The 23,272-nt window shown below is 58.5% G+C and carries 22 protein-coding genes; 15 read left to right on the top strand and 7 right to left on the bottom strand.

The genetic code is table 11. The features are described from left to right. Nucleotides 1-44: 44 nt before the first annotated feature. The 4 genes from CAURIC_RS02555 (at nucleotide 45) to CAURIC_RS02540 (ending at nucleotide 3,267) form a co-directional block, all read left to right on the top strand. Nucleotides 45-311: a helix-turn-helix transcriptional regulator gene (locus tag CAURIC_RS02555; RefSeq protein ID WP_035113228.1), complete on the top strand. Its 267-nt coding sequence runs from the start codon at nucleotides 45-47 to the stop codon at nucleotides 309-311. A 185-nt stretch (nucleotides 312-496) separates the two neighbouring features. Beyond that, on the top strand, nucleotides 497-928 hold the full coding sequence (locus CAURIC_RS02550; RefSeq protein WP_156963345.1) for a hypothetical protein: 432 nt from the start codon (nucleotides 497-499) through the stop codon (nucleotides 926-928). Between the two features lie 87 nt (nucleotides 929-1,015). Continuing rightward, nucleotides 1,016-1,897, top strand: a complete 882-nt coding sequence (locus CAURIC_RS02545) for an ABC transporter ATP-binding protein (RefSeq protein ID WP_290183234.1) — start codon at nucleotides 1,016-1,018, stop codon at nucleotides 1,895-1,897. Next, the gene (locus CAURIC_RS02540; protein WP_052094771.1) at nucleotides 1,894-3,267 is read left to right on the top strand and encodes an ABC transporter permease; all 1,374 of its coding nucleotides are present in this window, start codon (nucleotides 1,894-1,896) and stop codon (nucleotides 3,265-3,267) included. The genes CAURIC_RS02545 and CAURIC_RS02540 overlap by 4 nt, the downstream gene beginning before the upstream one ends. A 709-nt stretch (nucleotides 3,268-3,976) precedes the next feature. Here the strand turns inward: CAURIC_RS02540 and CAURIC_RS02535 are convergent. Together CAURIC_RS02535 and CAURIC_RS02530 are read right to left on the bottom strand one after the other, a co-directional pair. Continuing rightward, complete coding sequence (locus tag CAURIC_RS02535) at nucleotides 3,977-4,336, bottom strand: FKBP-type peptidyl-prolyl cis-trans isomerase (RefSeq protein ID WP_035113227.1); 360 nt, start codon at nucleotides 4,334-4,336, stop codon at nucleotides 3,977-3,979. 361 nt (nucleotides 4,337-4,697) lie between these two features. Continuing rightward, nucleotides 4,698-5,975, bottom strand: a complete 1,278-nt coding sequence (locus tag CAURIC_RS02530; protein ID WP_035113226.1) for a citrate synthase — start codon at nucleotides 5,973-5,975, stop codon at nucleotides 4,698-4,700. A gap of 448 nt (nucleotides 5,976-6,423) precedes the next feature. Between CAURIC_RS02530 and serC the strand changes: the two genes are divergently transcribed. From serC to CAURIC_RS02515, 3 genes are all read left to right on the top strand, one after another. Beyond that, nucleotides 6,424-7,563, top strand: coding sequence for a phosphoserine transaminase (gene serC, locus CAURIC_RS02525; protein ID WP_035113225.1), 1,140 nt, complete (start codon nucleotides 6,424-6,426; stop codon nucleotides 7,561-7,563). Between the two features lie 135 nt (nucleotides 7,564-7,698). Next, nucleotides 7,699-8,991, top strand: coding sequence for a septation protein SepH (gene sepH, locus CAURIC_RS02520; RefSeq protein ID WP_290183231.1), 1,293 nt, complete (start codon nucleotides 7,699-7,701; stop codon nucleotides 8,989-8,991). Nucleotides 8,992-8,997: 6 nt separating this feature from the next. Further along, nucleotides 8,998-9,996: a DUF6928 family protein gene (locus CAURIC_RS02515; RefSeq protein WP_290183230.1), complete on the top strand. Its 999-nt coding sequence runs from the start codon at nucleotides 8,998-9,000 to the stop codon at nucleotides 9,994-9,996. On the opposite strand, the gene CAURIC_RS02510 is transcribed toward CAURIC_RS02515, so the two are convergent. The 3 genes from CAURIC_RS02510 to CAURIC_RS02500 form a co-directional block, all read right to left on the bottom strand. After that, a complete protein-coding gene (locus CAURIC_RS02510) occupies nucleotides 9,956-10,870 on the bottom strand; it encodes a TrmH family RNA methyltransferase (protein ID WP_035113224.1) in 915 nt (304 codons plus the stop codon). The two genes, CAURIC_RS02515 and CAURIC_RS02510, sit on opposite strands and share 41 nt — an antisense overlap. A 17-nt stretch (nucleotides 10,871-10,887) precedes the next feature. After that, nucleotides 10,888-12,363, bottom strand: a complete 1,476-nt coding sequence (locus CAURIC_RS02505) for an NCS2 family permease (protein ID WP_035113223.1) — start codon at nucleotides 12,361-12,363, stop codon at nucleotides 10,888-10,890. Between the two features lie 140 nt (nucleotides 12,364-12,503). Continuing rightward, the gene (locus CAURIC_RS02500; RefSeq protein WP_235700657.1) at nucleotides 12,504-13,265 is read right to left on the bottom strand and encodes a DUF3027 domain-containing protein; all 762 of its coding nucleotides are present in this window, start codon (nucleotides 13,263-13,265) and stop codon (nucleotides 12,504-12,506) included. A gap of 59 nt (nucleotides 13,266-13,324) precedes the next feature. Between CAURIC_RS02500 and CAURIC_RS02495 the strand changes: the two genes are divergently transcribed. Both CAURIC_RS02495 and CAURIC_RS02490 read left to right on the top strand, forming a co-directional pair. Beyond that, nucleotides 13,325-14,332: a glutaminyl-peptide cyclotransferase gene (locus CAURIC_RS02495; protein ID WP_290183226.1), complete on the top strand. Its 1,008-nt coding sequence runs from the start codon at nucleotides 13,325-13,327 to the stop codon at nucleotides 14,330-14,332. A 77-nt stretch (nucleotides 14,333-14,409) separates the two neighbouring features. Further along, on the top strand, nucleotides 14,410-15,072 hold the full coding sequence (locus tag CAURIC_RS02490; RefSeq protein WP_083284498.1) for a DUF2771 domain-containing protein: 663 nt from the start codon (nucleotides 14,410-14,412) through the stop codon (nucleotides 15,070-15,072). 2 nt (nucleotides 15,073-15,074) lie between these two features. On the opposite strand, the gene CAURIC_RS02485 is transcribed toward CAURIC_RS02490, so the two are convergent. Beyond that, the gene (locus CAURIC_RS02485; protein ID WP_035113222.1) at nucleotides 15,075-15,458 is read right to left on the bottom strand and encodes a cold-shock protein; all 384 of its coding nucleotides are present in this window, start codon (nucleotides 15,456-15,458) and stop codon (nucleotides 15,075-15,077) included. A 446-nt stretch (nucleotides 15,459-15,904) separates the two neighbouring features. Here CAURIC_RS02485 and CAURIC_RS02480 point away from each other — a divergent pair, with 446 nt between their 5' ends. Further along, the gene (locus CAURIC_RS02480; RefSeq protein ID WP_035113221.1) at nucleotides 15,905-16,534 is read left to right on the top strand and encodes a resuscitation-promoting factor Rpf1 domain-containing protein; all 630 of its coding nucleotides are present in this window, start codon (nucleotides 15,905-15,907) and stop codon (nucleotides 16,532-16,534) included. A 215-nt stretch (nucleotides 16,535-16,749) separates the two neighbouring features. Here the strand turns inward: CAURIC_RS02480 and CAURIC_RS02475 are convergent, their stop codons facing one another. Next, nucleotides 16,750-16,938, bottom strand: a complete 189-nt coding sequence (locus CAURIC_RS02475) for a hypothetical protein (RefSeq protein WP_035113219.1) — start codon at nucleotides 16,936-16,938, stop codon at nucleotides 16,750-16,752. A gap of 92 nt (nucleotides 16,939-17,030) precedes the next feature. Here CAURIC_RS02475 and CAURIC_RS02470 point away from each other — a divergent pair, with 92 nt between their 5' ends. The 5 genes from CAURIC_RS02470 (at nucleotide 17,031) to CAURIC_RS02450 (ending at nucleotide 23,268) form a co-directional block, all read left to right on the top strand. Then, nucleotides 17,031-19,376, top strand: a complete 2,346-nt coding sequence (locus CAURIC_RS02470; RefSeq protein WP_290183221.1) for a helicase-associated domain-containing protein — start codon at nucleotides 17,031-17,033, stop codon at nucleotides 19,374-19,376. Between the two features lie 201 nt (nucleotides 19,377-19,577). Next, nucleotides 19,578-21,227: a DNA repair helicase XPB gene (locus CAURIC_RS02465; RefSeq protein WP_156963388.1), complete on the top strand. Its 1,650-nt coding sequence runs from the start codon at nucleotides 19,578-19,580 to the stop codon at nucleotides 21,225-21,227. 2 nt (nucleotides 21,228-21,229) lie between these two features. Beyond that, complete coding sequence (locus tag CAURIC_RS02460) at nucleotides 21,230-21,880, top strand: DUF3239 domain-containing protein (protein WP_290183219.1); 651 nt, start codon at nucleotides 21,230-21,232, stop codon at nucleotides 21,878-21,880. Nucleotides 21,881-21,932: 52 nt separating this feature from the next. Next, entirely contained in the window at nucleotides 21,933-22,433 is a 501-nt protein-coding gene (locus CAURIC_RS02455) for a MarR family winged helix-turn-helix transcriptional regulator (protein WP_052094762.1), read from the top strand. A gap of 193 nt (nucleotides 22,434-22,626) precedes the next feature. Then, entirely contained in the window at nucleotides 22,627-23,268 is a 642-nt protein-coding gene (locus tag CAURIC_RS02450; protein WP_035113218.1) for a GntR family transcriptional regulator, read from the top strand. The last annotated feature ends 4 nt before the right edge of the window (nucleotides 23,269-23,272 follow it).

Here is a 23,272-nt window from a genome sequence, read left to right as displayed (position 1 = left end):
GTATCCAGTTGCCGATTTGTTGGGTTTATGCAACACTTTAAAACATGTCCCCAAAGAAGAAGCCAGCTACCCCAATCCACAATCGGGTGAAAGTGCTGCGTATCGAACGGGACATGTCGCGCGCCCAACTCGCGGAACTCATTGAGGTCAATCCGCAGACCGTGGGTGCACTAGAACGTGGCGACCACTCCCCCAGTTTGGATCTAGCCTTTCGCATCTGCGAGGTATTCGATCTTCCCGTGGAGATGGTCTTCAGCAGGACTGAATTCCAACCACTATCCGCCGAGATCCACCGGAGGGATGCTCAATGATCAGTTTTCAAGCCTTCTCACGCTGGATCGAACGGTGGGAAGAAAAGCGTGTTGCCCGTTGGTATCAACGGCAAGAACGAGCATCTTCCTACTTAACGAGCTGGCGTAATTGGCCGCGGCAAAAACTACTCATTTCGATCTATTTCGGATGCCTCTTCAGCTATCTGTGCATTCTTGCTGCCCAGATGGTGTGGAATCGCGCTTTGCTACTCACCTTGCCCGTGACCGCGGTCTTGCTGACGGCTTGGATCATGCTGCGCATCACCATCGATTCACGCGATGGCGCTCCTGAGGAAGTCCTCGACGAGTACGAAGCCAAGGTCATCAGCCGATGGACTAGGCTGAGCTGGAACCTACTCACGCTTGTGTGCACCGCAATCTGCTGGATTCTCGTTTTCGCGAGTACCCACCTGGGCGGACAACAGCATGACGGGGTGACAAACCCAACGGTACTCGGTTTAACCCCTGCCGATTTCTTCTACAACACCAGTTGCGTTTTCCTCGCATTCTTCCTCGCCATCATCGCTCTCCCCGCTATGGGATACGCCATGCATTTCGGCCCCCGACCAGCAACGGACGAAGTAGACGATGGTGTGGGGATACCCAGCGACAACTGAAAGATTCCTGTAAGCAGGAACCGACAACGACATTAACTACGCACTTAAACAACATCTCTTCCTCCCCAACCCCCGAAAGGCCCAGACATGGAAGCCCTCCACATCGATCGCCTCTCCAAAAGATTTGGCGATGTTCAAGCGCTCCACGACATGAGTTTCAGCGTCCACCCCGGCGAAATCTACGGTTTCGTTGGCTCCAACGGTGCTGGAAAATCAACTACCATGCGCATTGCCCTCGGAGTTCTCGAGGCCGACTCGGGCGAAGTCCGCATCGGTAGCTCCCCGATGAACGATAGCCTGCGCCGTCGGATCGGTTATATGCCGGAAGAACGTGGGCTGTACGCAAAAGAAAAGATTGCCGACCAACTAAAGTTCCTTGGTCAACTTCATGGCATGGATGCTTCCTCGGCCCAGCACAGCGCGATTCAGCTGCTGGAGCGTTTGGGTCTTGCCGACCGAGCAAGCGATAAACTGGAAACCCTTTCTCTGGGTAACCAGCAGCGTGTCCAGCTGGCGGCATCCCTCATCCACACACCGGATCTGCTCATCCTCGACGAGCCATTCTCCGGTCTGGACCCAGTCGCCGTCAACGTCATGAGCGACATGCTGGTGGACCGTGCCAAAGCAGGCGTACCCGTTGTCTTCAGCTCCCACCAATTGGACCTTGTCCAGCGTCTGTGCGACCGCGTGGGCATCGTGACGAAGGGGCAAATGAAAGCTGAGGGCACGGTCAATGAACTCCGCTCCCGCGGCCCCCTGCACTACGAAATCCACACCCCCGCCCGCAACTGGTACCCCGCCAACACCCGGTTGGTCGAGGAAAATGACCATGGCGTGGTACTTGAAGCATCCTCTACCGACCAGGACCAAGAGATCCTGCGTGCCGCCTTGGCTGCGGGCCCCGTCCATTCCTTTACTCGTCGCGTCCCACACCTTACCGACCTATTCCAGGAGGTCATCGAAGCATGAGCCACCCCGTTAGCAACCCAAACACGAATAGCGCGCACGACCGCGATACTTCCGCCAGTAACCCCCAGACGCAGGGAAGTTCCCAGAACAGTTACAATTCCGGGACGGTCATTACAACCGTCGCAAAACGTGAATTCAGCTTGGCCTTGCGCAACAAAGCCATCCTGGTCACGGTGTCGATTTTCACGGTTCTGATCATCGGTGGCCTTACGCTCTTGTCGATCTTCGGTGATAAGGAAGAGCAATTACCAACACTCGGCCTTGTTGGTGTGGAACAAAAGGCCTTTGACGCCACGCTGACCGCGAGCCAGCGCAACCCTGGCTCTAACGCAGCCGGAAGCACAGCGACGGGTGATGACCGCCCGCAACAGGAACAAGCCACCGCCCCGACAGGAGGTGATCCTGCAACGTCCGCGCCGATAGAAACCTCCGCCCTCGCTTCTCGAGAAGAAGCCGAGCAAAAGGTCAAGGATGGGGATCTGGATGCTGCATTGATCAAATCCGATAGCGGCTATGAATTCATCACCAAAGATGAAAGCAAACCCGAGCTGTTTGCCCAAGCCAGCGGCACCCTCATGGTTCTCGGCCAGAACCAAGCCCTGGAAAAACTAGGTGTGACCCCACAACAATTCTCCACCGCAATGCCCGATAGCACCGTCAAGCAGGTTTCGGTGGGCGACGACTCGTCCGAGGTCAACCTTCCCGCAGTCCTGACGGTCCTTGGCGGTGTTTCCGTCATGAGCTTCTTCATCATCACCTTCGCCGCCACCCTGGGTGGTCGCGTAACCGAGGAGAAATCCTCCCGCGTTGTGGAGATCATCTTGGCGTCCGTTCGCCCCTTGGACTTCCTGGCCGGCAAACTTGTCGGCAACACCTTGTTTGGACTGCTGGCGACCGCGGCGCTCTTGGTCATCGGGTTCGTCGGAGTGAAGGTATCGGGAGTATTAGACGGAACTGACTTCGATATCGCCATAATCCCCCTGATGCTGCTAGCTTTCGTCCTTGGCATGCTCTTGTTCGGCAGTCTCTATTCCGCAGCGGGAGCCATGGTCAGCCGCACAGAGGATCTGCAATCCACGCAGGGGCCCATCATGATCCTCATGCTGGGCATGGTTTACGCCCCAATGTTCGGGTTCGCCAAGTTGGATTCCACCGTCATGCAGGTTTTGGCGTGGATTCCTCCATTCAGCCTGACGGTCGCTCCCCTGCAAATGGCAGGCGGAAACATGCCGCTGTGGCAGGTGCTGGCTTCCTTTGCCATCGCACTCTTGGCTACCATCGCGATTCTAATGCTGGTAGCGCGGATCTACAGGCGCGCTATCTTGCACAATGGCACCAAGTTGACGTGGATGAAGGCACTCAGGGCCTGACAGCTACGGCTTACTCACCCACCCCCGCGCGGGGTTCCCGCCGATAACGGGCCACGTGGGACAGAGCACCCGCCACCCACCAACCGGTTCCCGCCGATAACAGGCCACGTGGGACAGAGCACCCGCCACCCACCAACCGGTTCCCGCCGATAACAGGCCACGTGGGACAGAGCACCCGCCACCGCCCAACCGGTTCCCGCCGATAACAGGCCACGTGGGACAGAGCACCCGCCACCCACGCACTAGTACGCATAATGTGCAGCAGAACTCCGACAAATGACGCGTTTTTGTTGGACTTCTGCTGCACATTTGTTGTTCAGCTCAAGAATTCCGTCACCGGGTTCAAGGTGAGGGCACCGACACCGGGGCGATTGGGAAAACCGACACTGGAGCATTCGGGTGCGCCCCCTGCGCGCTCCGAACCGCCCTGCGCTGGGGTTGCCAGCGGACTACCAAACCAGTGCGCCCCCCTGCGCGCCCCTTGCCCCCTCCCGAACTGCCTAGCCCCCGACACTTATACAAGCAGCCGATTGCCCACCAAGTGCGATCGACTCTTCGGCATACTGATAACAATATCGGTGACGTAAAGTGGCAGGATCCCTGTACCCCCACAGTCTCACTCGCAGAGTGGACAACCTACCCCCTCACAACCTCTCCCACAGAATTGACGACCTATGTGGGAACTCCGGCACCGCCCCCCCCCGCGCGCCTAGTTGGCGTTGATCAGATCAATGATGAACACTAGGGTGCGCCCAGATAATGGGTGCCCCATACCCGCTGGTCCATAAGCCTTTTCTGGCGGGATGATGAGCTTGCGACGGCCATCCACCTTCATACCCGGGATGCCTTCTTGCCAGCCCGCAATGAGGCCGCTCAGCGGGAACTCGATTGATTCCCCGCGATCCCACGAGGAATCGAATTCCTCACCGGTCTCAAAGTCAAAGCCAACGTAGTGGACCTCAACCATGCCACCTGCAACAGCCTCGGCGCCCTCGCCGACTTTGATGTCTTCAATGACAAGATCTTCGGGCGCCTTGCCGGACTGTGCCTCGTAAAGTGGCTTGCTCATGAAACTTCTCTCCTTCTTTGCGCTCGGCCGTTTCCTCGCGCTATCGAATTCCGCACCATTTTAACAGCGACGCCCCCAAGCTGGCAGATTTCACGCGCTCCATGGGCCCACGAATCGCCCCAATCGCACCGTCGGCTAATATGCGCGAACCCCGCGCCGACCTCGAAGTCGAGGGGCGCGGGGTGGCGTCGAGTAAGAATCTAAGCGACGAGATTAAACCCGCCAGCAGAGGCTGCGGACGCACAGTCCGGAAGGCGAAGATGGAGCAGATACCCCACCCAGCCCGCGTGGACTCCAGCCCGCCTTGACGAGCTGTGCTCAAACCGGATTGCTATTACAGCGCGCTCAAACCGGATTGCTACTACAGCTTGCGCTCTGCTGGGCCGGTGTAGATCTGGCGAGGACGGTTGATCTTCGCCTTGGGATCGTTGACCTGCTCCAGGTAGTGAGCGATCCAGCCTGGGAGGCGACCCATCGCAAACAGAACCGTGAAGAAGTCCGTCGGGAAGCCCATGGCACGGTAGATCAGGCCGGTGTAGAAGTCCACATTTGGGTACAGCTTACGGTCGATGAAGTAATCATCGGCCAGAGCGATCTCCTCGAGCTTCATCGCCAGATCCAGCAGCTCATCGCCACCGAGGTGCTCGAGGATCTCGTGTGCGGACTCCTTGACGATGGCAGCGCGCGGATCGTAGTTCTTGTACACGCGGTGACCGAAGCCCATGAGCTTCACGCCCGGCTCCTTGTTCTTCACGCGGTTCATGAAGTCGGTAGCGTCGCCACCGTTGTTCTGGATTTCCTCCAGCATCTCCAACACAGCCTGGTTTGCGCCACCGTGCAGTGGGCCAGACAGCGCGTTGATGCCCGCGGCGATGGAAACGAACATATTGGCCTGCGCGGAACCAACCATGCGGACGGTAGAGGTGGAGCAGTTCTGCTCGTGATCAGCGTGCAGGATCAGCAGCTTGTCGAGCGCCTTGGTGACAATTGGGTCGACTTCAAAGTCTTCGGTCGGGTAACCGAACATATTGCGCAGGAAGTTCTCGCGCGCGTTCAAGCTGTTGTCTGGGTACATGTATGGCTTGCCCTTGGAAGCGCGGTATGCGTAGGCAGCCAGCATTGGAACCTTAGCCATCAGGCGGTAGGTGTTCAGCTTCTGCTTTTCCGTGTCCAGTGGGTCCAAGTCATCTTGGTAGTAGGTGGACAAAATGTTAACGGAAGAAGCCAGCACACTCATTGGGTGCGCATCGCGCGGGAAGACGCGGAAGGAGGTCTTGAAGTCCTCATCCAACAGGGTGTGGCGACGAATGCGCTCGGAGAACTCGTCCTTCTCCTCTGGGCTAGGCAGCTCGCCATTGATGAGGAGGTAGGAAACTTCGTTAAAGGTGCAATTATTAGCCAGATCCGCGATGTCGTAACCGCGGTAGCGCAGGATGCCGTTAGCACCGTCAATGTAGGTGATGGCGGACTCGGTGGAACCGGTGTTCATGTAGCCCGGGTCCAGGGTAGTCATGCCGGTCTCAGCCAGCATTTTGCCCAGTGCAATACCGTCGTTGCCTTCGGTAGCGCGGACGATGTCCATTTCGTATTCTCCACCTGGGTAGTGGAGGACGGCCTTGTCCTGATTATCGGTAGCCATTGACATCCCTTTCTGAAATGTTCGCGTGCTTCGCTTTGAGCACGTACCAGTCTATAGATATATCGGCGCTCGGGCTCATGGAATACCCGCGGATTGCGGGAAGGCAATCGCGCCGGCCACTCAAAGTGGGATAACGCACAGCCTACAACCACTGTGATTCGGATGACATCACAGTGTTACCCAACTCACCCCCGCCCCCAGCGACCGTGCACGAAACAATGGCCAGACCCCTGGGCACTTACCCCCACCTTGAGCCAATTTATCCCTATATTCTTACAACTTTACCCATGTTTTAGCGGGACAACGGTCAAGCGGGATAAACTGAGGGCTAGCCGTTTTAATTCATGTATTCGCATATTCCGCGCGCTCAGATGCTTCTGAAACTACATGAAAAGATATCCCCGCAGGCGGCATACAGCGTTTACCACCGACAGTAGAAAGCAGATCCATGACGACTTCCAACGAACTGCCCACAATCCCAGCGGAACTGATCCCTTCTGATGGCCGTTTCGGTTGCGGTCCGTCCAAGGTCCGCCCCGAACAGCTTGAGGCCATCGCCGACGGCGCTGCGATTATGGGCACCTCCCACCGCCAAGCGGGCGTGAAAGATGTTGTCGGTTCCGTCCGCGAGGGCCTTTCCGAACTCTTCCAACTGCCCGAAGGGTACGAAATCATCTTGTCCCTCGGTGGCGCCACCGCGTTCTGGGATGCCGCTTCCTTCGGTTTGATTCGTCAACAATCCGCTCACCTCACCTACGGTGAGTTCTCCGGCAAGTTCGCCAGCGTCTCGAAGAAGGCCCCTTGGCTGGACGAACCGCAGGTCGTAAGCGCAGAGCCCGGCACCGCCCCTTCCCCTAGCGAACTGGACGGCACCAGCGCCGATCTGGTCGCATGGGCTCACAACGAAACCTCCACGGGTGCGATGGTTCCCGTGATCCGCCCGAACACCGATGCCCTTGTAGCCATCGACGCCACCTCCGGCGCCGGCGGTCTGGACGTGGACATGAGCCAGGCCGATGTGTACTACTTCAGCCCCCAGAAGTGCTTCGCTTCCGACGGCGGCCTGTGGTTGGCTGCATTCTCCCCTGCAGCTCTGGAGCGCGTTGAGGAAATCGCCGGCCAAGATCGTTACATCCCAGCCTTCTTGGATCTGAAGACGGCCGTTGACAACTCCCGTAAGAACCAGACCTACAACACCCCAGCGGTTGGCACCCTGTTGATGCTGGACAACCAGGTGCAGTGGATGAACGCTAACGGGGGCCTGGCCGGAATGGTTCAGCGCACCACCGAATCCTCCACCGCCTTGTACAACTGGGCCGAGACCCGCCCAGAGGCCACCCCGTTCGTGCAGGATCCCGCAACCCGCTCCCTAGTTGTTGGCACCATCGACTTCGCCGAGGACGTCGATGCCGCGGCTATCGCCAAGATCCTGCGCGCGAACGGTGTTCTGGATACCGAGCCTTACCGCAAGCTGGGCCGCAACCAGCAGCGCATCGGTATGTTCCCGGCTATCGACCCCGAGGACGTCCAGAAGCTAACCAAGGCCATCGATTACATCTTGGACAACGGTTACGCCAAGAAGGCCTAACCTTCCCGGCCACTGACCCCCCTGGCACCCAGTTCCGCTGCGCGCTACCGACACCGCCGATAGAATTTCCGGCGGTGTCAACTCACCTTTAGCTAAAGTTGAGCCCGACATGTTTTCCATCCTAGGAGGTAACCCGTGCAAGAACTGAAGCTGATCGTCGCCGAAAGTGACGCATCTTCGCTCGTTCTGCGCGTCGCCGAACAGCAGGATTCCCACTCCCCAGCCACGTCCGATAACTCCGGCGATACCGCCAGCGATAACGTGCAGGAGTTCTTCCTGCCGGTCACGGACGACCTTCGCCGAATCCTCGACGGTCATTCCTCTTCGGATGTTGACTCTGCTCCCTCGGACCTAACGGCTGTCACGTCGGCAAAACCTTCTTCTACTGATTCCAACGACGCCCCCTCGGCCCCCTCTCCTCTCAGCGCTGCATTGGGTTCGCTCACGGCGACCCCGAGCTCCACGGAGGAGATCACGTCGACTGATTCTGACACCTCCGGTGCCAGTGACGAGGCCCCTGCGTCGGATTCGAATTCCACCGACACCTCAACGAGGAGCAAGGACGCGGATGAAGAGGGCGTCGAAACAAAAAAGGTTGCTGGATTCGGCAAGTTCGGCCGCACTTCCCAACGCCCTCACCGCACGAGGATTTCCATTACCCCTCGCGCCATCCAAGATCGCGTGCGCCACGGTGCCAGCATCGAGGAACTGGCGGAGGAAGCGGATACAGATTCTTCCCGCATCGAACCGTACGCTTGGCCCATCCTGCAAGAACGCGCTCGCATCGCGGAACTGGCCCACTCTGCACACCCCGTCAACTCCGACGGACCTGCTAAGAACACGCTGTGGGAGGTTTTAGCAACATCGTTAGCAGCGCGTGGCGAATCGCTGTCCGAGTGTGAATGGGACGCGTACCTCAACGAGGCCAAACAGTGGATCATCACGGTGAGCTGGAATAAAGCGGCCGCCGGGCAGGTAGCAACTCACGTCGCGGAATTCCTGTTGCAGCAACAGCAACCAGGGCCCAACCTAGCCCAGCCAATTAACAGCATCGCCGGCGACTTGGTGGACCCACGATACGGCCAAGCGCCGCGGCGAGTGGCGGCTGTAACCCCACTGCGGTGGAACGACGATCCGGATATGGCTGCCGGCGATCGCGTAGGTGATTACGACGAAGACCGTGGTTATGACAACGATCGTGATGGTGGCCCAGCCCGCGACGGTTACGATCCCACCGGTGGTCCCGGCCCACGCCGGATGCAACCGCGTGGCGACAATTCGGACGATGCAGACGGCCACGATACCGAGGAAGGCTTCCTCATGCACCCCGATGACGACGATCGGCCAAAGCGGCGCCGTAAGGCCATCACCCCGCACTGGGAGGATGTACTGCTCGGTGTACGCACTAACCCCCGTAAAAAGAGGTAATACAACATGGCTTTGGTAACCCTGTGGTTTGTGAGTGCTGCTAATCCGGCTGCTGTCTTAGATTCAGAACCCAAAGCTGACCGCGGGTTTGCCAGGAAGTACCTGGCCCAGCTGGATCCTTCCTTACCGCTCACACACATCGGTGACTTCGACATGGTCCGTAGTGCTGCACCCGGCACCAGCGAGTTTTACATCGGTGGCTACCCAGGGCTTTCCGTTGTGCAAACGATCATGCCTGACCTACACAAACTCTCGGACCTCCCCGAAGAATTCCGCGCCCTGGTGAACGCTCCCGAGGTGTACGCCACCGCAGTATTCGACGAGGGTTTTAAAGCGAGCGCACACACCGGAGCGAACGAGGGCCAAACCGCATCGAACGATAGGAAGACCACTTCGACAGAGGCGGAGCGTTTCCACATCACCGGTGATGTGGACGATAGGTCACTCCCCAAACACGACCCCACCTTCGGCGCTTTTGCCCACTGGTCGGCAGGCACCCTGCAGCGCAGTTTCTCCGCCACCCGGCGCGAGATTTTAGAGGACATCGGACTACCAGAGCCCTTCGAATCCGAATTCTGGGCCGGCAATACCTCGGCAACTGGAATTGAATTACCGTTTTACCCATCCCAGTTGGCTATGGCCAGCGTGGAAGGTTGGTTGGGCTTTTCCATTTGCCCGCACGATGACGATGCGGCGCAACTCCCCGTGGCAGCTTTTGCCACCGATGGGCGCCCAGAGGCCAAGTCCAGTGAATACGGCAGCAATTCCGCGGGCCGTGAGCAGCTGCGTGCGCGCGGAGCTCTAGGCGACCGCGCGCTACCTCCGGCCAGCCAAGATGTCTCCTTGCACCGCGAGGAACAGGGTTACGACGATTACGCTTCCGCGGGTGCTCCTGCCGAGCCCACGGGGCCCGAGGTTTTGCGCGAGCTATCGCAGTCAATCGTGCGCACCGCCAAGTGGGGCGCTACAGTCGCGCTGCGTAGAATCCGATCGCTGCGGCGGTAGCGACGTTCAACGAATCAGCGCCGGGGGCCATAGGGATGGCTGCACGGATATCGGCCGCGCGCATGGCGTGCTCGGTCAAACCGGGCCCCTCAGCGCCAACCATGATTGCGATACGCACCTCACGGTCGGCCGCAGCCGCGTTGCGTCGGGCCTGTCCCACGGCCTCGGTCAGGCTCTGCTCCGTGTTGGGGGTCAACGCAATCACTGAGTAACCCCGCTCCTGCAGGGTGGATAGCGACCTCTGCCACGTGGTGGTCTTGCCCGCAAAGCGTGCAAACGGAATGCGCAATACATGCCCCATGCTCACGCGCACACTACGCCGGTACAGTGGATCGGCCGTGGCTGCACCGAACAACACGGCATCCACGGACAACCCCGCGGCATTCCGGAACAACGCACCAATGTTTTCGTGGTCCCCCACCCCTTCCAGCACGGCCACTACTTTGGTTTCTGTACCGGAGTTTTCCACGTGGTTGAGCACCTCGTCCACACCCAGCTCTTCCACCCGATCCGCCGCCGCCACTAGGCCCCGATGCATGTCGAACCCGGCTACGCGACGTAGCACCTCACGGCTGACTTCCAGAACCTGGGGAGGGCGGGTATGACGGGCCGTGGGGGCGTCGGCAGAAAAGAACCCCTCAGCCCGTAACTGCCGCTCCAAAGCCGCCAACTTGGAGCCGAAGCCCACGATCGTGCGCACCGGATAACGAGAGCCCAGAAGGCGTGGAACCACAAGGTTGCCCTCCGCGATGACCAACCCCTTCCCACCGGGTAAGTCGGGGCGCAAATCCGATGAATTCAGATCCCGGATGTCATCCAACCGGTAATCGGAAGGGTCCTCGATGAGGTGGGGATCAAACCATGTGGAAGTCATAACAGTCGTGTGAGTTTCTAGTGCTGGATGGCACCCAGGACGGGATCGACAACGAAGTACACAACGAACAGGATTGCCACGATGTACAGCAACGGGTGGACCCTCTTAGCCTTACCGCCAACCACAGCCATGAAGACGTACGCGATAAAGCCCACACCGATGCCGTTGGCAATGGAGTAGGTAAACGGCATGATCACAATAGTGAGGAAGGCAGGTAGGGCGATGTCGAACCGGGAAAAATCAATATCTCGGATCTGGGCCATCATCAACGCACCCACAATGACCAGAACTGGTGCGGCGGCTTCAATAGGAACGATTTCGTAGAGCGGGGTCAAGAACATTGCCAGCAGGAAAAGAAGACCCGTGACCACGTTGGCCAGGCCAGTGCGCGCGCCATCGCCGATGCCGGCTGCGGAATCCACGTACACGGTATTGGAGGAACCCGAAACGGCGCCACCCACGACAGCACCAGCGCCCTCGACGACCAGTGCGGTACGCAGATTCGGCAGTCGGCCTTCCTCATCGGTGAGTTTGGCTTGCTTGCCGAGAGCGGTCATGGTGCCCATCGCGTCGAAGAAGTTGGCCAGGACCAGGGTAAACAGCAACAGGGAAGCAGCCAGCACACCAACACGAGAAAACGCACCGATGAGGTCCACAGCACCGACCAAGGAAAGATCCGGCAGACCACCGGCCGATTGTGGAAGCTCGGGGACGGCCAAGCTCCAGCCCTTCGGGTTGGGCTTTCCATCAACGAAACTAGGGCCCGTTCCCGTCATGGCTTCCACGATGAGGGCGATGATGGTGGTGGCCACAATTCCGATGAACAACCCCCCACGGACCTGACGGACGACCAGGGCGCCACAGATCAATAGACCAATCACGAACACCAAGGTCGGCCACGACGCAATGGAACCGTTAATACCCAGCCCCACAGGAACGGTGGTGCCTGCGGCATCGGGAATACGTCGGACAAAACCAGCATCGACTAGGCCGATAAGCGCAATGAACAGGCCAATGCCCACCCCGATCGCGGCTTTCAGGGAATCTGGGATCGAGTTAAAAACGGCCTCGCGCACACCGGACAGGGCCAGAACCACAATGGCAACACCATCGAGGACTACAAGCCCCATGGCCTCTGGCCACGTCAGTCCCTCGCTGGCTACGAACGTGACCGCTACCAGCGTATTGATACCCAAGCCCGCAGCGATACCGAACGGATAGCGGGCGAACACGCCGAACAGGATCGTCATAATGCCAGCGGCCAGGGCCGTCACGGCGGCAACGCGCGAGGTTCCCAGCACATTGCCGGTGTGATCCGGGATCGTACCCAAGATGAGTGGGTTCAAGATGATGATGTACGCCATTGCGAAGAACGTCACTACACCGCCACGAATTTCAGTGGCGACGGTGCTTCCCCGCTCTGTGATCTTAAAGTAGCGGTCTAATCCGCTTCGGCCGGCCCCGGTAGCCGGTTCTTTAACTGCCTTTGCCATATCTGTTGAGCTACTTTCCCCTCGGGACAGCACGGGTGGAATCCACCCGACTGCTGGTCATGTCCATCATTGACGTTTCCAAAAGTGCCACTTCCCCCACCCTTTAGCAAACTGCGCAGCAGTTAACTACCTGCTGGGTCTCACCCGTTTTGCCCCCACCGATCAATCCCGGGGCCGTCGTCGAACGCTCCGTATTCCCTACGCCCCTCCCGGTAGGTTTCATCCTTGGACGCCGAATGCGCCCCACAACCGAAATCCGCCGTTACAACCTGGCCGTCTGCCGAAAACTCATTCGCGCACACCCCCAGCTCAGTCTCGGGCGCATTAAACGGCAAGTAGAACGCACATGTTTCACACGTCATTTCGGCTTGCTGCGCGAAATCGGAACTGGGACCATTGGTGGCCTTCCAACGCGCAATGGCATCGCGCAGCCCCTTGGCGGAAAGCGTGTCCTCCGCCGCCGGATTCCGGGGAAAACCCTGGTTTCCACCGTCAACAGTCTCCAGCTCCCGCCACTGCATTAATCGGTCGTCGTCTAGCCGCGGTGGCAGTACATCCCCCGGGCCCAAGTCCCCCGGCTGCACGCGATCTTCGTATGGCACCCATTCTGGCGCGAGTTTCGCATCCCGGCCGGCTTGCAGCGATACCTCGTTGACTGTGATCTCTCCACTTCCCGGCACACTCGCCAATACCGCTATCCACTCCCAACCGCTGTATCCAGGCACTTCACTGGCGAATCTGTGCAGGGCGGTCCCACCAGCAGTCGCTGTGGCGCCGAGGTGCTTTCCAACCTCTTCTCCCCCAATTTCCTCCAAGGCTTCCCTTGCGACTTCCTTCGCTTCCCCAGACAACAAAATCGGGTCAATGGTGCGATTCCGGCGCTTAGATCTGTGGTTACTCACCCCCCTATTATGCCCGCCACTGCTTCCCGCGGGATACCCATCCCCTCACAATGTGTTGCATGATCTACTACATGAGCTCCAACCGTCGCCGCGCGGCTTCCTCTTGGTCCCGACGCCCCTCGCCCACTCCACCCCTCACCCCGGCGAGCACACCCAGTCACCACACCGCCTTTTCCTACCCGTTCCGACGCCCCTCGCCCATCCGCACCCTACTCACCATTGGGGTAGCGAGTGCACTTCTCGTCACCTCCGCGTGTGGTTCCATTCCTGGCAACACACCGAATAGCTCGTCGGATTCCACCGGTTCTTCCGGGCCAAACTCGACCGACGCGTCTGGACCCCCACCACAACCCACCCGTTTGAACGTGGTAGTCAAAGGTTCCCACCCCTGGGACAAAACATCATTCACCCAGGGCCTAGAGGTGGGTAAAGACGGAAACCTAGTGGTGGGCACTGGGCAGTACAGGCAATCCCGCATTTATCGCACCACGGTAGACGGGAAACAATCAGAATCCCAGAACTTACCCGATGAATTCTTCGGCGAGGGCATCACCATCACTGGGGACACGGTGTGGCAACTGACGTGGAAAGAACACACTGCCATCAAACGCAACGCCCAGGACCTGCGCGAGACCGGCCGGGTTCGCTATGACGGTGAAGGCTGGGGCCTGTGTGCGCAACAGGACCGGCTGGTGATGAGCGACGGGTCAGGTACCCTGACGTTCCGCGACCCCAGCACCTTCGATAAAACCGGTGAAATTTCCGTCACCAAGGGTGGGCAAGCCACCACTATGCTCAATGAGCTGGAATGTACCCCGGACGGCTCCGTGTGGGCCAATGTATGGCAAACCAACCAGATCTATCTGATTGATCCGGCCACGGGGTTTGTGACGGGAATTGCCGATCTCACTGGAAAACTGCCTGCCGCCGACCGGCGCGGTGCCGATGTTCTCAACGGCATCGCGTTCATTCCTCAAGGTGAATCCACCGGCGACAGGGCTTCTAGGCAACGCTTCTACCTCACAGGAAAGTGGTGGGACACGCTATACGAAGTCACTTTCTCCTAAACGGAAAAACCCCGAAGATCACCATCACGCCTTTTGACGCTTAGGCCACGCCTGCCCTTTGAACTAGCATTGGGCGGGTGAGTGATGAGAAACGGGATTCCAGGGCAAAGGCGTTTGCGCGGGCCAGCGGGGCGTCAGGTGAAAAAGAGAACCACCACGACGACAGCGAGATCGCGGTAGCAGCCGGTGGGGGGAAAAAGCTCAGCAAGAAAGCGCGGCGCAAGCAAGAACAGCGGAAGCAACTGTTGGCGTTTGCAGCGATTGTGGCCGTCGTGGCAATTGTCGCTGCAGCCATCGTGTTCTATAACCGCTGGAAGGACGGTCAGGTGGAGACTCTGCCGCAGGATCAGCGCATCGTCGCGGTTGTGGATGGCCAAGAGCAACACATCGCACCGTACTCCACGTGCGAGCTGGATGATAAGGACTGCAAGCCAGGTCAGCCGGCGCCATTGGAGCTCAAGGGGGCAAAGGAATTCACTCTGAAGATCCCGCAAGATGTAACCAACCACGACTGGTCCCTGCTGAAGATCTATAACGATCCTGGCGCGAACCAGGACAACTACTTCCGCGCAGATGAAGCCCAAGAAGTAAAGCTAAAGCTCGGTGCGGAACGCAAAAGTGCTGATGGTTCCACGCCGAGCTTGAAGTTGGTTGAAGTGAGGTCAATGCTGGTGGGCCTTGATGCTGAGAAGAATCAAACTCCGGTCAATACCATTTGGAGCATTGAGATTAAGGAGTAACGCTAAGCGTCCAACTCCCGAGCAATCGTGCGCAGGATGTCCGCAATCTGCTTGGACTCCTTACGCTCTGGTCGGCGGCCCGCCTGGAGGACGGGGAGCACGCGACCATCCAGCAGCGTGATCGTGTCCTGCACCATCTTGTGCAGTTCCTCGGTGCTGAACTTCCGTTGTGCGCGGCGCGGAGCCTCATCGAGGTGCGTGATACTCAGCACCTGCGGGCCGCGGCGGCCAGCGACGAACTCGTATTCCATGCGTTGACCCTTGAACAGCTCGTCCACACCATCCGGCAGGACTTGCGAACCGACGTAAACGTCTTCATCACCAGGATTGCTCACAAAGCCATAGCCGCGATCCGCGTCGTACCACTTCACTTTTCCTGTAGGCATGGTTCACATCACCTTAAATTCGAGTTGAGCCTAGAAATAAACAGAAGTTTAAGGATACCGCATAACTCTCAAGTTTGGAATTAGGGATTCGGATACCTCGGAAGGGCATGGTGGTTTCACATAAGTCACACAATGTGTGATCTTCGTCACATTACGAAAATGTAACGAAGCTACAACTTCTTGATAAACCGCTGGATAACCCGGCTTTTGAGCGCCTCCCCTCGGTCGACACCATCAAATCTAGTTTTGATAAAAACGTGACTCAATCGTGACAAACCAGTAGCGTAACGGGCATGCCAAAGGGCAGGGGTCAAACGGACCTCCATTTGGACGCCAGCCTTCGGGCTGGTTACTGCCCCAGATCGAGAAACGAAACGAACGGTTCAGCTCCACACAATCCTCGCGACGTGGATCTAGCCAGAACCCGAAGGGAAACTGACGAATACATGGGACGCCACACTAAGCGCAATACGTTCTCTACCGCCGCTCGCCTGACCGTAGCCAGCATGGCCGTAGTTGGCGCATCTGCCACAATCACCCCTGCAGCCTCCGCAGCCCCCGATTCCGACTGGGATCGCTTAGCTCAGTGTGAGGCCGGCGGCAACTGGCACATCAACACCGGCAACGGTTTTCACGGTGGCCTGCAGTTCTCTCCTAGCACGTGGAACGCTTATGGTGGCCAGAAGTACGCACCATACGCATACCAGGCAACCCGCGAGCAGCAGATCGCCGTGGCTGAAAAGGTTCTGGCAGGTCAGGGCTGGGGCGCATGGCCAGCATGCTCTGCAAAGCTGGGCTTGAACTCCGCACCAACCCCTCGCACCGTTGCGCCTAAGGCTAAGGCCGCACCAAAGCCTGCTCCAGCCCCAGCGGTAAAGCAGGCCGTTCGTGACCTAGCTGCCCAGAAGAACACCCTGGCAGTGGACGCTGTATGGGAAAACATCGTCGACCGCATCGAGGCTGCCGGCTACTCCGTACCTCCACAGCTGAATCACTTCTACAAGGCTCACCGTCACCAGCTCAACGCTTTCTACAAAGCAAACAAGGGTGCTGTGCACGCTGTTCTGCCACGCTAGACACGCTAAGTCTTAGCCGTCGGTTCCGGGTGGCCCCGTGGTAAGTCACCCCTGACCAGCCACGGGTCCCCACCCCGGGGCCGCCCCCGCTCCCGTCCACGCAGCACTGGCTAGGCAGAACCTGACCTTGCGAAATGCTAAAGGCCCGCTACCATCGCAAAGATGGAAGCGGGCCTTTAGCCGTCGCTAACGCGAACCCCAAAGAGGGAGGGCAGTTAGCGGTTAATCACCGTGTGAGGGTGAACGTAGGAAAGGGTGGAGGGATCCAGTGGGAACTCCAGATCACCGTACGGGCTCAGAGCACCGGCGGAGAAAGCTACGAGCTCAGTTACTGCGTGTTGACCTTCTGGGATGTCAGACGGCCAGCCAGCGTCTACATACCCTTTTTTGTTTACGTTAGCCATAGGCTCATCATTCCATATCCAGCCCAAAAACACACCCCACCCAGCCAAAGTAAATACCTAGTTCTACCCCCTATAGGTAGAATTAGGCAGTTATGACTGTCGGCTTTCCTACCTTCACTGAATGGCTCGCGGGACACACGGATCAAGATCTCGCTGCGATCCGCCCCACAGCGCTTCACGATGTGACGGATGTGGCTTCGTTGCGATCCATCGACCTTCTCCTGCTCCACGCTGCTACCGAACTAGATGCCACCACGTACCCCGTGACCGTTCAGGACGTCATCGAGACCGCAGACGAGCTACTGAACATCGCCGGCACCCCACTTCCCCGCCAACCCCACCACGATGACCTCATCGTCGCTCTTCACAAACTGGCTGCACATGGCTTCATCTACGGCCCGGGGTGGCGACTAAACCCAGGGCAGTTTCGGGACCACACTCCCGAGGAAGCTCCATGCACCCGGCAGCTCAAGATCGCGCCCACCGTGGCGTCGTACTTCGATCCTGCGACAAGTGAAGCGTGGGCGCTCGCCGACCACCACCGCAGCACCATCCCCACGGCAGATATTCCTACCGCGGTGGATAATCTCCCCGCCCGACAGCGTCGTCTGCTACAAACGCTGCATGCCAGCGGTGGTGTGGGGCACTCCGCATCCGTGGGTCCAGACGGTGATCCCTCCGCTCCTCTTCCGACGATGGTGCGCAACGGGTTACTCGATCAGCTGGACGAGACGACCGTCCGCCTGACTGGCCGGATCGCGCAGTACCTGGAAAACACAATCATCAGTGAGCCCGGCGGAGATTTCCTGCCCACCGGATGCCCCCATTACGCGCTGCCTCGCCCGGGCGTTGCGGGGCAGCTTCTTGGGGACGAACAACCTGCCCGAAACGAACAACCTGCTGGGAAAGACTGTTCTTCGCAGAACACCACCGCGAGTGCTGTAGCGAACGCCATCCAAACCATCTTGGAGCTCACCGATCTGCTGGTCGACCTGCGCCAACACCCGATCGAGCCCCTCACCGACGGTGGAATTGGTTTGCGCGATCTAGCTAAATCCGCCAAGCGCCTACGGATCGCGGAGGCAGACCTCACGTCACGACTCACTCTAGCTATTGAAACCGGCCTGGTGGCTACGGGCTACCTGGCGCCGTCCAACGAGGAATTTCCCAGCCCACACTGGGGTATCACTGCCTCTGGCCAAAAGTTCCTCGACAGCTCCCTGGCCGATCAATGGGCGCAGTTGCTCCTGGCGTGGTCGCGCAGCGCATACGCGCCGTGGAATATCGCCCACGCGGACGCGCGGGCCTTCGAACCCCAACTCTTCGTTCTCGCCGCCACCCGCGCACGTCAGTGCTTTTCTTTTTGTTTCTCGACGCCCTCCTCTTCCCCCTCCCCGCAATCACCAGGGCCCTTGTCCCCAGAGCAGACGATGTGGCGGGTCAACCCCGCTGTTGCTCATACAGCCACGTCGGAAATGTGGCGCGACCTATTTTCCGAGGCCCGCAGCTTAGGGTTGGTCGTGGGTGAAGATCCCGCTATCAGCGCCTTCCGGCTTGCGGACGTACTTTCCACCCCGGCCGGTACCGATCCCACCGTGTTGTTTGCCACGCTCAGCACGAGCCTGGCCGATCTACTGCCTGCACCGGTTTCATACCTCATTATCCAAAGCGACCACACGATCATGGCTCCCGGATTGTTGAGCCCACAGCACGCTGCCCGGCTACGCAGCATCGCCGTTCAAGAATCCAGCGGGATGGCCAGCGTGTGGCGTGTCACCACCCAGGCGATCCTCGGCGCGTACGCCGAAGGAGTGACCCAAACGGAGGTGAAGGAATTCCTGACAGAGATGACCCCCGGCGGCTGGTCCGCAGTACCCCAATCATTGCAGTACACCATCGCGGATGCGGAACGGTTGCATAACAACGCAGCCGAAAGCCACGTACCGTTGCACAATCAAACGCCGAAGTACATCGTGGCGTCTATTACCCACCCGATCCCGGCCGAGGATGAAGAAACTTTTTGGCACGGGGAATGGGAAACCATCTTGAGCGCAGTGGAAAACCAGCGCCGAATGGATGCTGCGGAAGAGGTGGGCAGCGGGGCGTCGGGTAAAGAAACAAAACAGCCACAACAGCAAACGGCGGGGCCAGCCGCGGAGCAAGAAGCAAAAACGGCAGCGAAAGGCGAGCGTAGCCAGCCGCTACCCTCACAATTCCATACGGTGCGCGAGATCAAGCAAGCCCTACGCCAAGCGCTGAAAATGGGACAGCCGGTCAGTGTGCGGTTTGTACAGCCTAACGGCGAGGCCGTGGAGGAAGTCATCGACGTAGTGATGGCGGAGCCCGCCCGGGTGATGGGTGTGACAGTGGCGGATCGGGCGCCTGTGCAGATCAATATCAGCCAGATCGAATGGGTTCGCCCGCAGGCGCTGCCCTGAGTGCGGGAATGCACGATACAATTGTGTGTTTGTACTGATACGCGCCTACGAAGTTCCTCGTGGGTCGGCCCGGTATAACTCGTTTGACCTGACACGTGCCCCCGCAAAGACCTTCGCGCGATGCACCACGGCGTACCACGGCGTGCCACGGCACACACAGGCAATGGTGTGCTCAAATGACTGGAAATGGAGATGATCGGCTTGCCTCTTGGCGATGGCCCCCTGATCGTTCAATCCGATAAAACTGTACTGCTGGAGATCGATCACCCGGCAGCTGGCGACGCGCGCAATGCTTTGGCTCCATTTGCCGAACTAGAGCGCGCTCCCGAACACGTGCACACCTACCGCATCACTCCCTTGGCTCTGTGGAATGCCCGCGCAGCAGGCCACGATGCCGAACAGGTAGTTGATGTGCTGGAGCGATACTCTCGTTTCCCCGTTCCGCAGCCACTATTGATTGATATCGCGGAAACAATGGACCGCTACGGGCGACTGACCTTGGCGAAGCACCCCGCGCATGGGTTAGTTCTAGAATCCAAAGATCCGGCCGTGCTCGCCGAAATCCAGCGGCACCGGAAGATCAAGCCGATGCTGGGGCAAAGCATCGACGCGGACACCGTGGTGGTGCACCCATCCGAACGCGGACGCCTGAAACAAGAGCTGTTGAAAGTCGGGTGGCCGGCTGAGGACGTGGCCGGCTACGTGGACGGTGAAGCGCATTCGATTTCGCTATCGCAGGAACACGAACAGTGGCAGTTGCGCGACTACCAAGATATGGCGGCGGACAGCTTCTGGGAAGGCGGTTCCGGTGTGGTCGTCCTACCCTGTGGGGCCGGTAAAACCATGGTGGGGGCAGCTGCGATGGCGAAGGCCAAAGCCACCACCCTGATTTTGGTCACAAACACCGTCGCGGGCAGGCAGTGGCGCGATGAGCTGATCCGCCGCACAACTCTGACGGAGGAAGAAATCGGCGAGTATTCGGGCGAGAAGAAAGAAATCCGCCCGGTCACCATCGCTACCTACCAGGTGATTACGCGCAAGACCAAGGGCGAGTTCAAAGCCCTCGAGGTTTTTGATTCCCGTGACTGGGGCTTGATCATTTACGACGAGGTCCACCTACTACCCGCCCCAGTTTTCCGCATGACCAGTGACCTGCAATCCCGGCGCCGGCTGGGGTTAACCGCCACGCTGGTACGCGAGGATGGGCGCGAGGGCGATGTGTTCAGCCTGATTGGGCCGAAGCGTTACGACGCGCCATGGAAGGACATCGAAGCCCAAGGTTGGATCGCCCCGGCTGACTGTACCGAAGTGCGCATCCAGCTCGATGATGACGAGCGAATGGCCTATGCCGTGGCCGAGCAATCCGATAAGTACCGGCTGGCAGCAACCTCACCGAAGAAGAACACGGTGGTGCGCCGCATTTTGGAACTTCACCCCAACGAGCCCACGCTGATCATTGGTGCGTACTTGGACCAGCTAGAGGAAATCGCCGAAAAATTCGATGTCCCCGTCATTGACGGCCGCACGGGCACAGCGAAGCGCGAAAAACTGTACCAACAATTCCGCGATGGGGAGATTCGGGTGCTAGCGGTCAGTAAGGTGGCCAACTTCTCCGTTGACCTACCGGGCGCGTCCGTGGCGATCCAAGTTTCGGGGACGTTCGGTTCTCGACAGGAAGAAGCGCAGCGTTTGGGCCGTATCTTGCGCCCCAAACCCGATGGTGGCGGGGCCTTCTTCTATTCCGTGGTTACCCGTGACACACTAGATGCGGATTATGCTGCCCATCGCCAGCGTTTTCTAGCCGAGCAAGGGTACGGCTACCGCATCATGGATTCTGAGGACTTGTATTAAACATGACTAATTTCCGTTTTAACGTCGAAGAGGGCTACGCCCGCAAGCACAATGAGTTCTTCCGTGATGCGAAGCGCGCGCAAATCTCCGCTGCCCTTTTAGCGCTTATTCTCGTGATCATCATCGGCGTGGTTTTCGCCATCAAAGGGGTGGTGCTCATCAGTATCGCGGCAGCGATCATCCTGGGTGTTTTCGCTCTGCTCAGCCTGGCACTCATCCCTGTCTTGCCTAAAAAGATGGGCACCCCGCAGGAGTATTACGATGCCTACCACTTGGTCCCTGCCGTTATCGCAGAGGTGAACGCTCGGGATATTTTCCTTCTTGCTTATGTTGACGCCGCCGCGGAACCCGAGGCTCGCGGTACTCAACCTGCACTAGCGGGTCGCGTTGTAACGAGTGTGCCGGGCGTGCGGCGCGAAGTTGGCGCGCGTGTGCCATCGATGGCTGTGTTGGGCAATCGTTCTTTCCGTAGTCAACACACATACGAGGAGATTTCCCCGATGCCTGTCGCGTGGGGCACCTCTGATCAAGAAGTGTGGCGCAAGGCGGAACAGGCCATTCCAGAACGCGATTGGAAGAAGATCGAGAAGGGAATCGATCGCCTGGCCGAGGTGAAGCGAACGAAGCGAAACCTTTTGCTTCTAGATAAGTAATTATCTAGAGGTTTGTTACGCTCCTGAAAATGCGCCGCGGTATGATGAATTTGTGGCTGAAAATCAAGATCGTTCAAAGGCTTCTGGAACCTCCCCTGCCTCGGAGAACCACTCTGGCGAGGACCTAGCAGTCCTCACTCGCGATAGCGTTCGCAAAGGTGTGCACATGATGCGCATCCTGCATGGCAACGCCGAACTGACGATCAACCAAACAAGTACCCTTAATCAGCTCAAAGAGGGCCCGCGACCCATGGCATTGATGGCACGTTTATCGGGCGTGAGCCAACCCTCGATGAGCCAGCACGCTTCCTCTCTTGAGACCCTGGGGTACATCACGCGTTCCCGTGCGCCGGAAGACGGCCGGGCAGTAATTCTAAGTATTACCGATGCAGGCCGAGAGGCAGTTGACCGCGCCAACACAACCCGCAATTCCACGCTGCTGGAATTGCTCCGTGAGCTCACGGATGATGAGCGCGCGCGATTGTTCGACGGTTTGCAGATCCTAGAACGCATCTCCGAAAGGGCCATTCTGGATTCCACGGGACAAGGTTAATTACATACGAACTTCGTCCTTAACAATACCGGTAACCAGCCTTGATAGAAAGCACTTACTGGTTTTCCTTCAACGACGGGTGCCTTTATTAGTTCTTTATTCAACACTAATGAGGGTAAATGTGCGATCTTTGTGTAATTCAAGTAGCCGCGTTGTTTAACAACTTTAGAAACCATTAAGTAAGCTGTACTTCATGCGTTCAACCGAAGTGACCTCCGACATCCGTCGAGCGATTGCCTCCGGCCGCTTCACCCCTGGTGAAAAACTCAACGAGTTGGCCCTAGCTAAGCAGTTAGAAGTTTCTCGCAACACCCTGCGCGAGAGTTTCGCCACCCTATGCGCCCAGGGGTTACTTGAACGCATCCCGAACCGCGGGGTCTTCATCGCATCCCCCACGCTAGAAGAGGCCCGCGATTTCTACACTGCCCGTGCACACGTCGAAACTGCTGCACTCATGTGGGGTGAGCACCTTGATGTTGCTGAACTCGAAGGATACGTCTCCCAGGCAGAGCGCTGTTTGCGCATTGGCGACGACTTCGGTGTGGCGACAGAATCGCAGAACTTTCACCGCGCAGTCGTGCGTGCCTCCGGTAGCGAACAACTCGATGAAGCTATGGACGAGATCCTTGCCAAAATGCGGCTATCCATCATCGTGATCAGCAAGACGAAGGTGGATGAATTCCAGGCACCTTATGTCTCTAAGTATCGCAGGATTGTCGACCTCCTTGAAAAGGGCGATCGCGCGGCAGCAGCCGAGCTCCTGCGGGATACCCTCATCCGCACACGCGATTGCCTCGACGAGTCCTACACCAGCGATTTCCAGCTGCGCGCCTAACGCG

The sequence above is a fragment of the Corynebacterium auriscanis genome, assembly GCF_030408435.1.
GTDB lineage: Bacteria > Actinomycetota > Actinomycetes > Mycobacteriales > Mycobacteriaceae > Corynebacterium > Corynebacterium auriscanis.
This window is presented reverse-complemented; position numbering and strand designations above follow the sequence as displayed.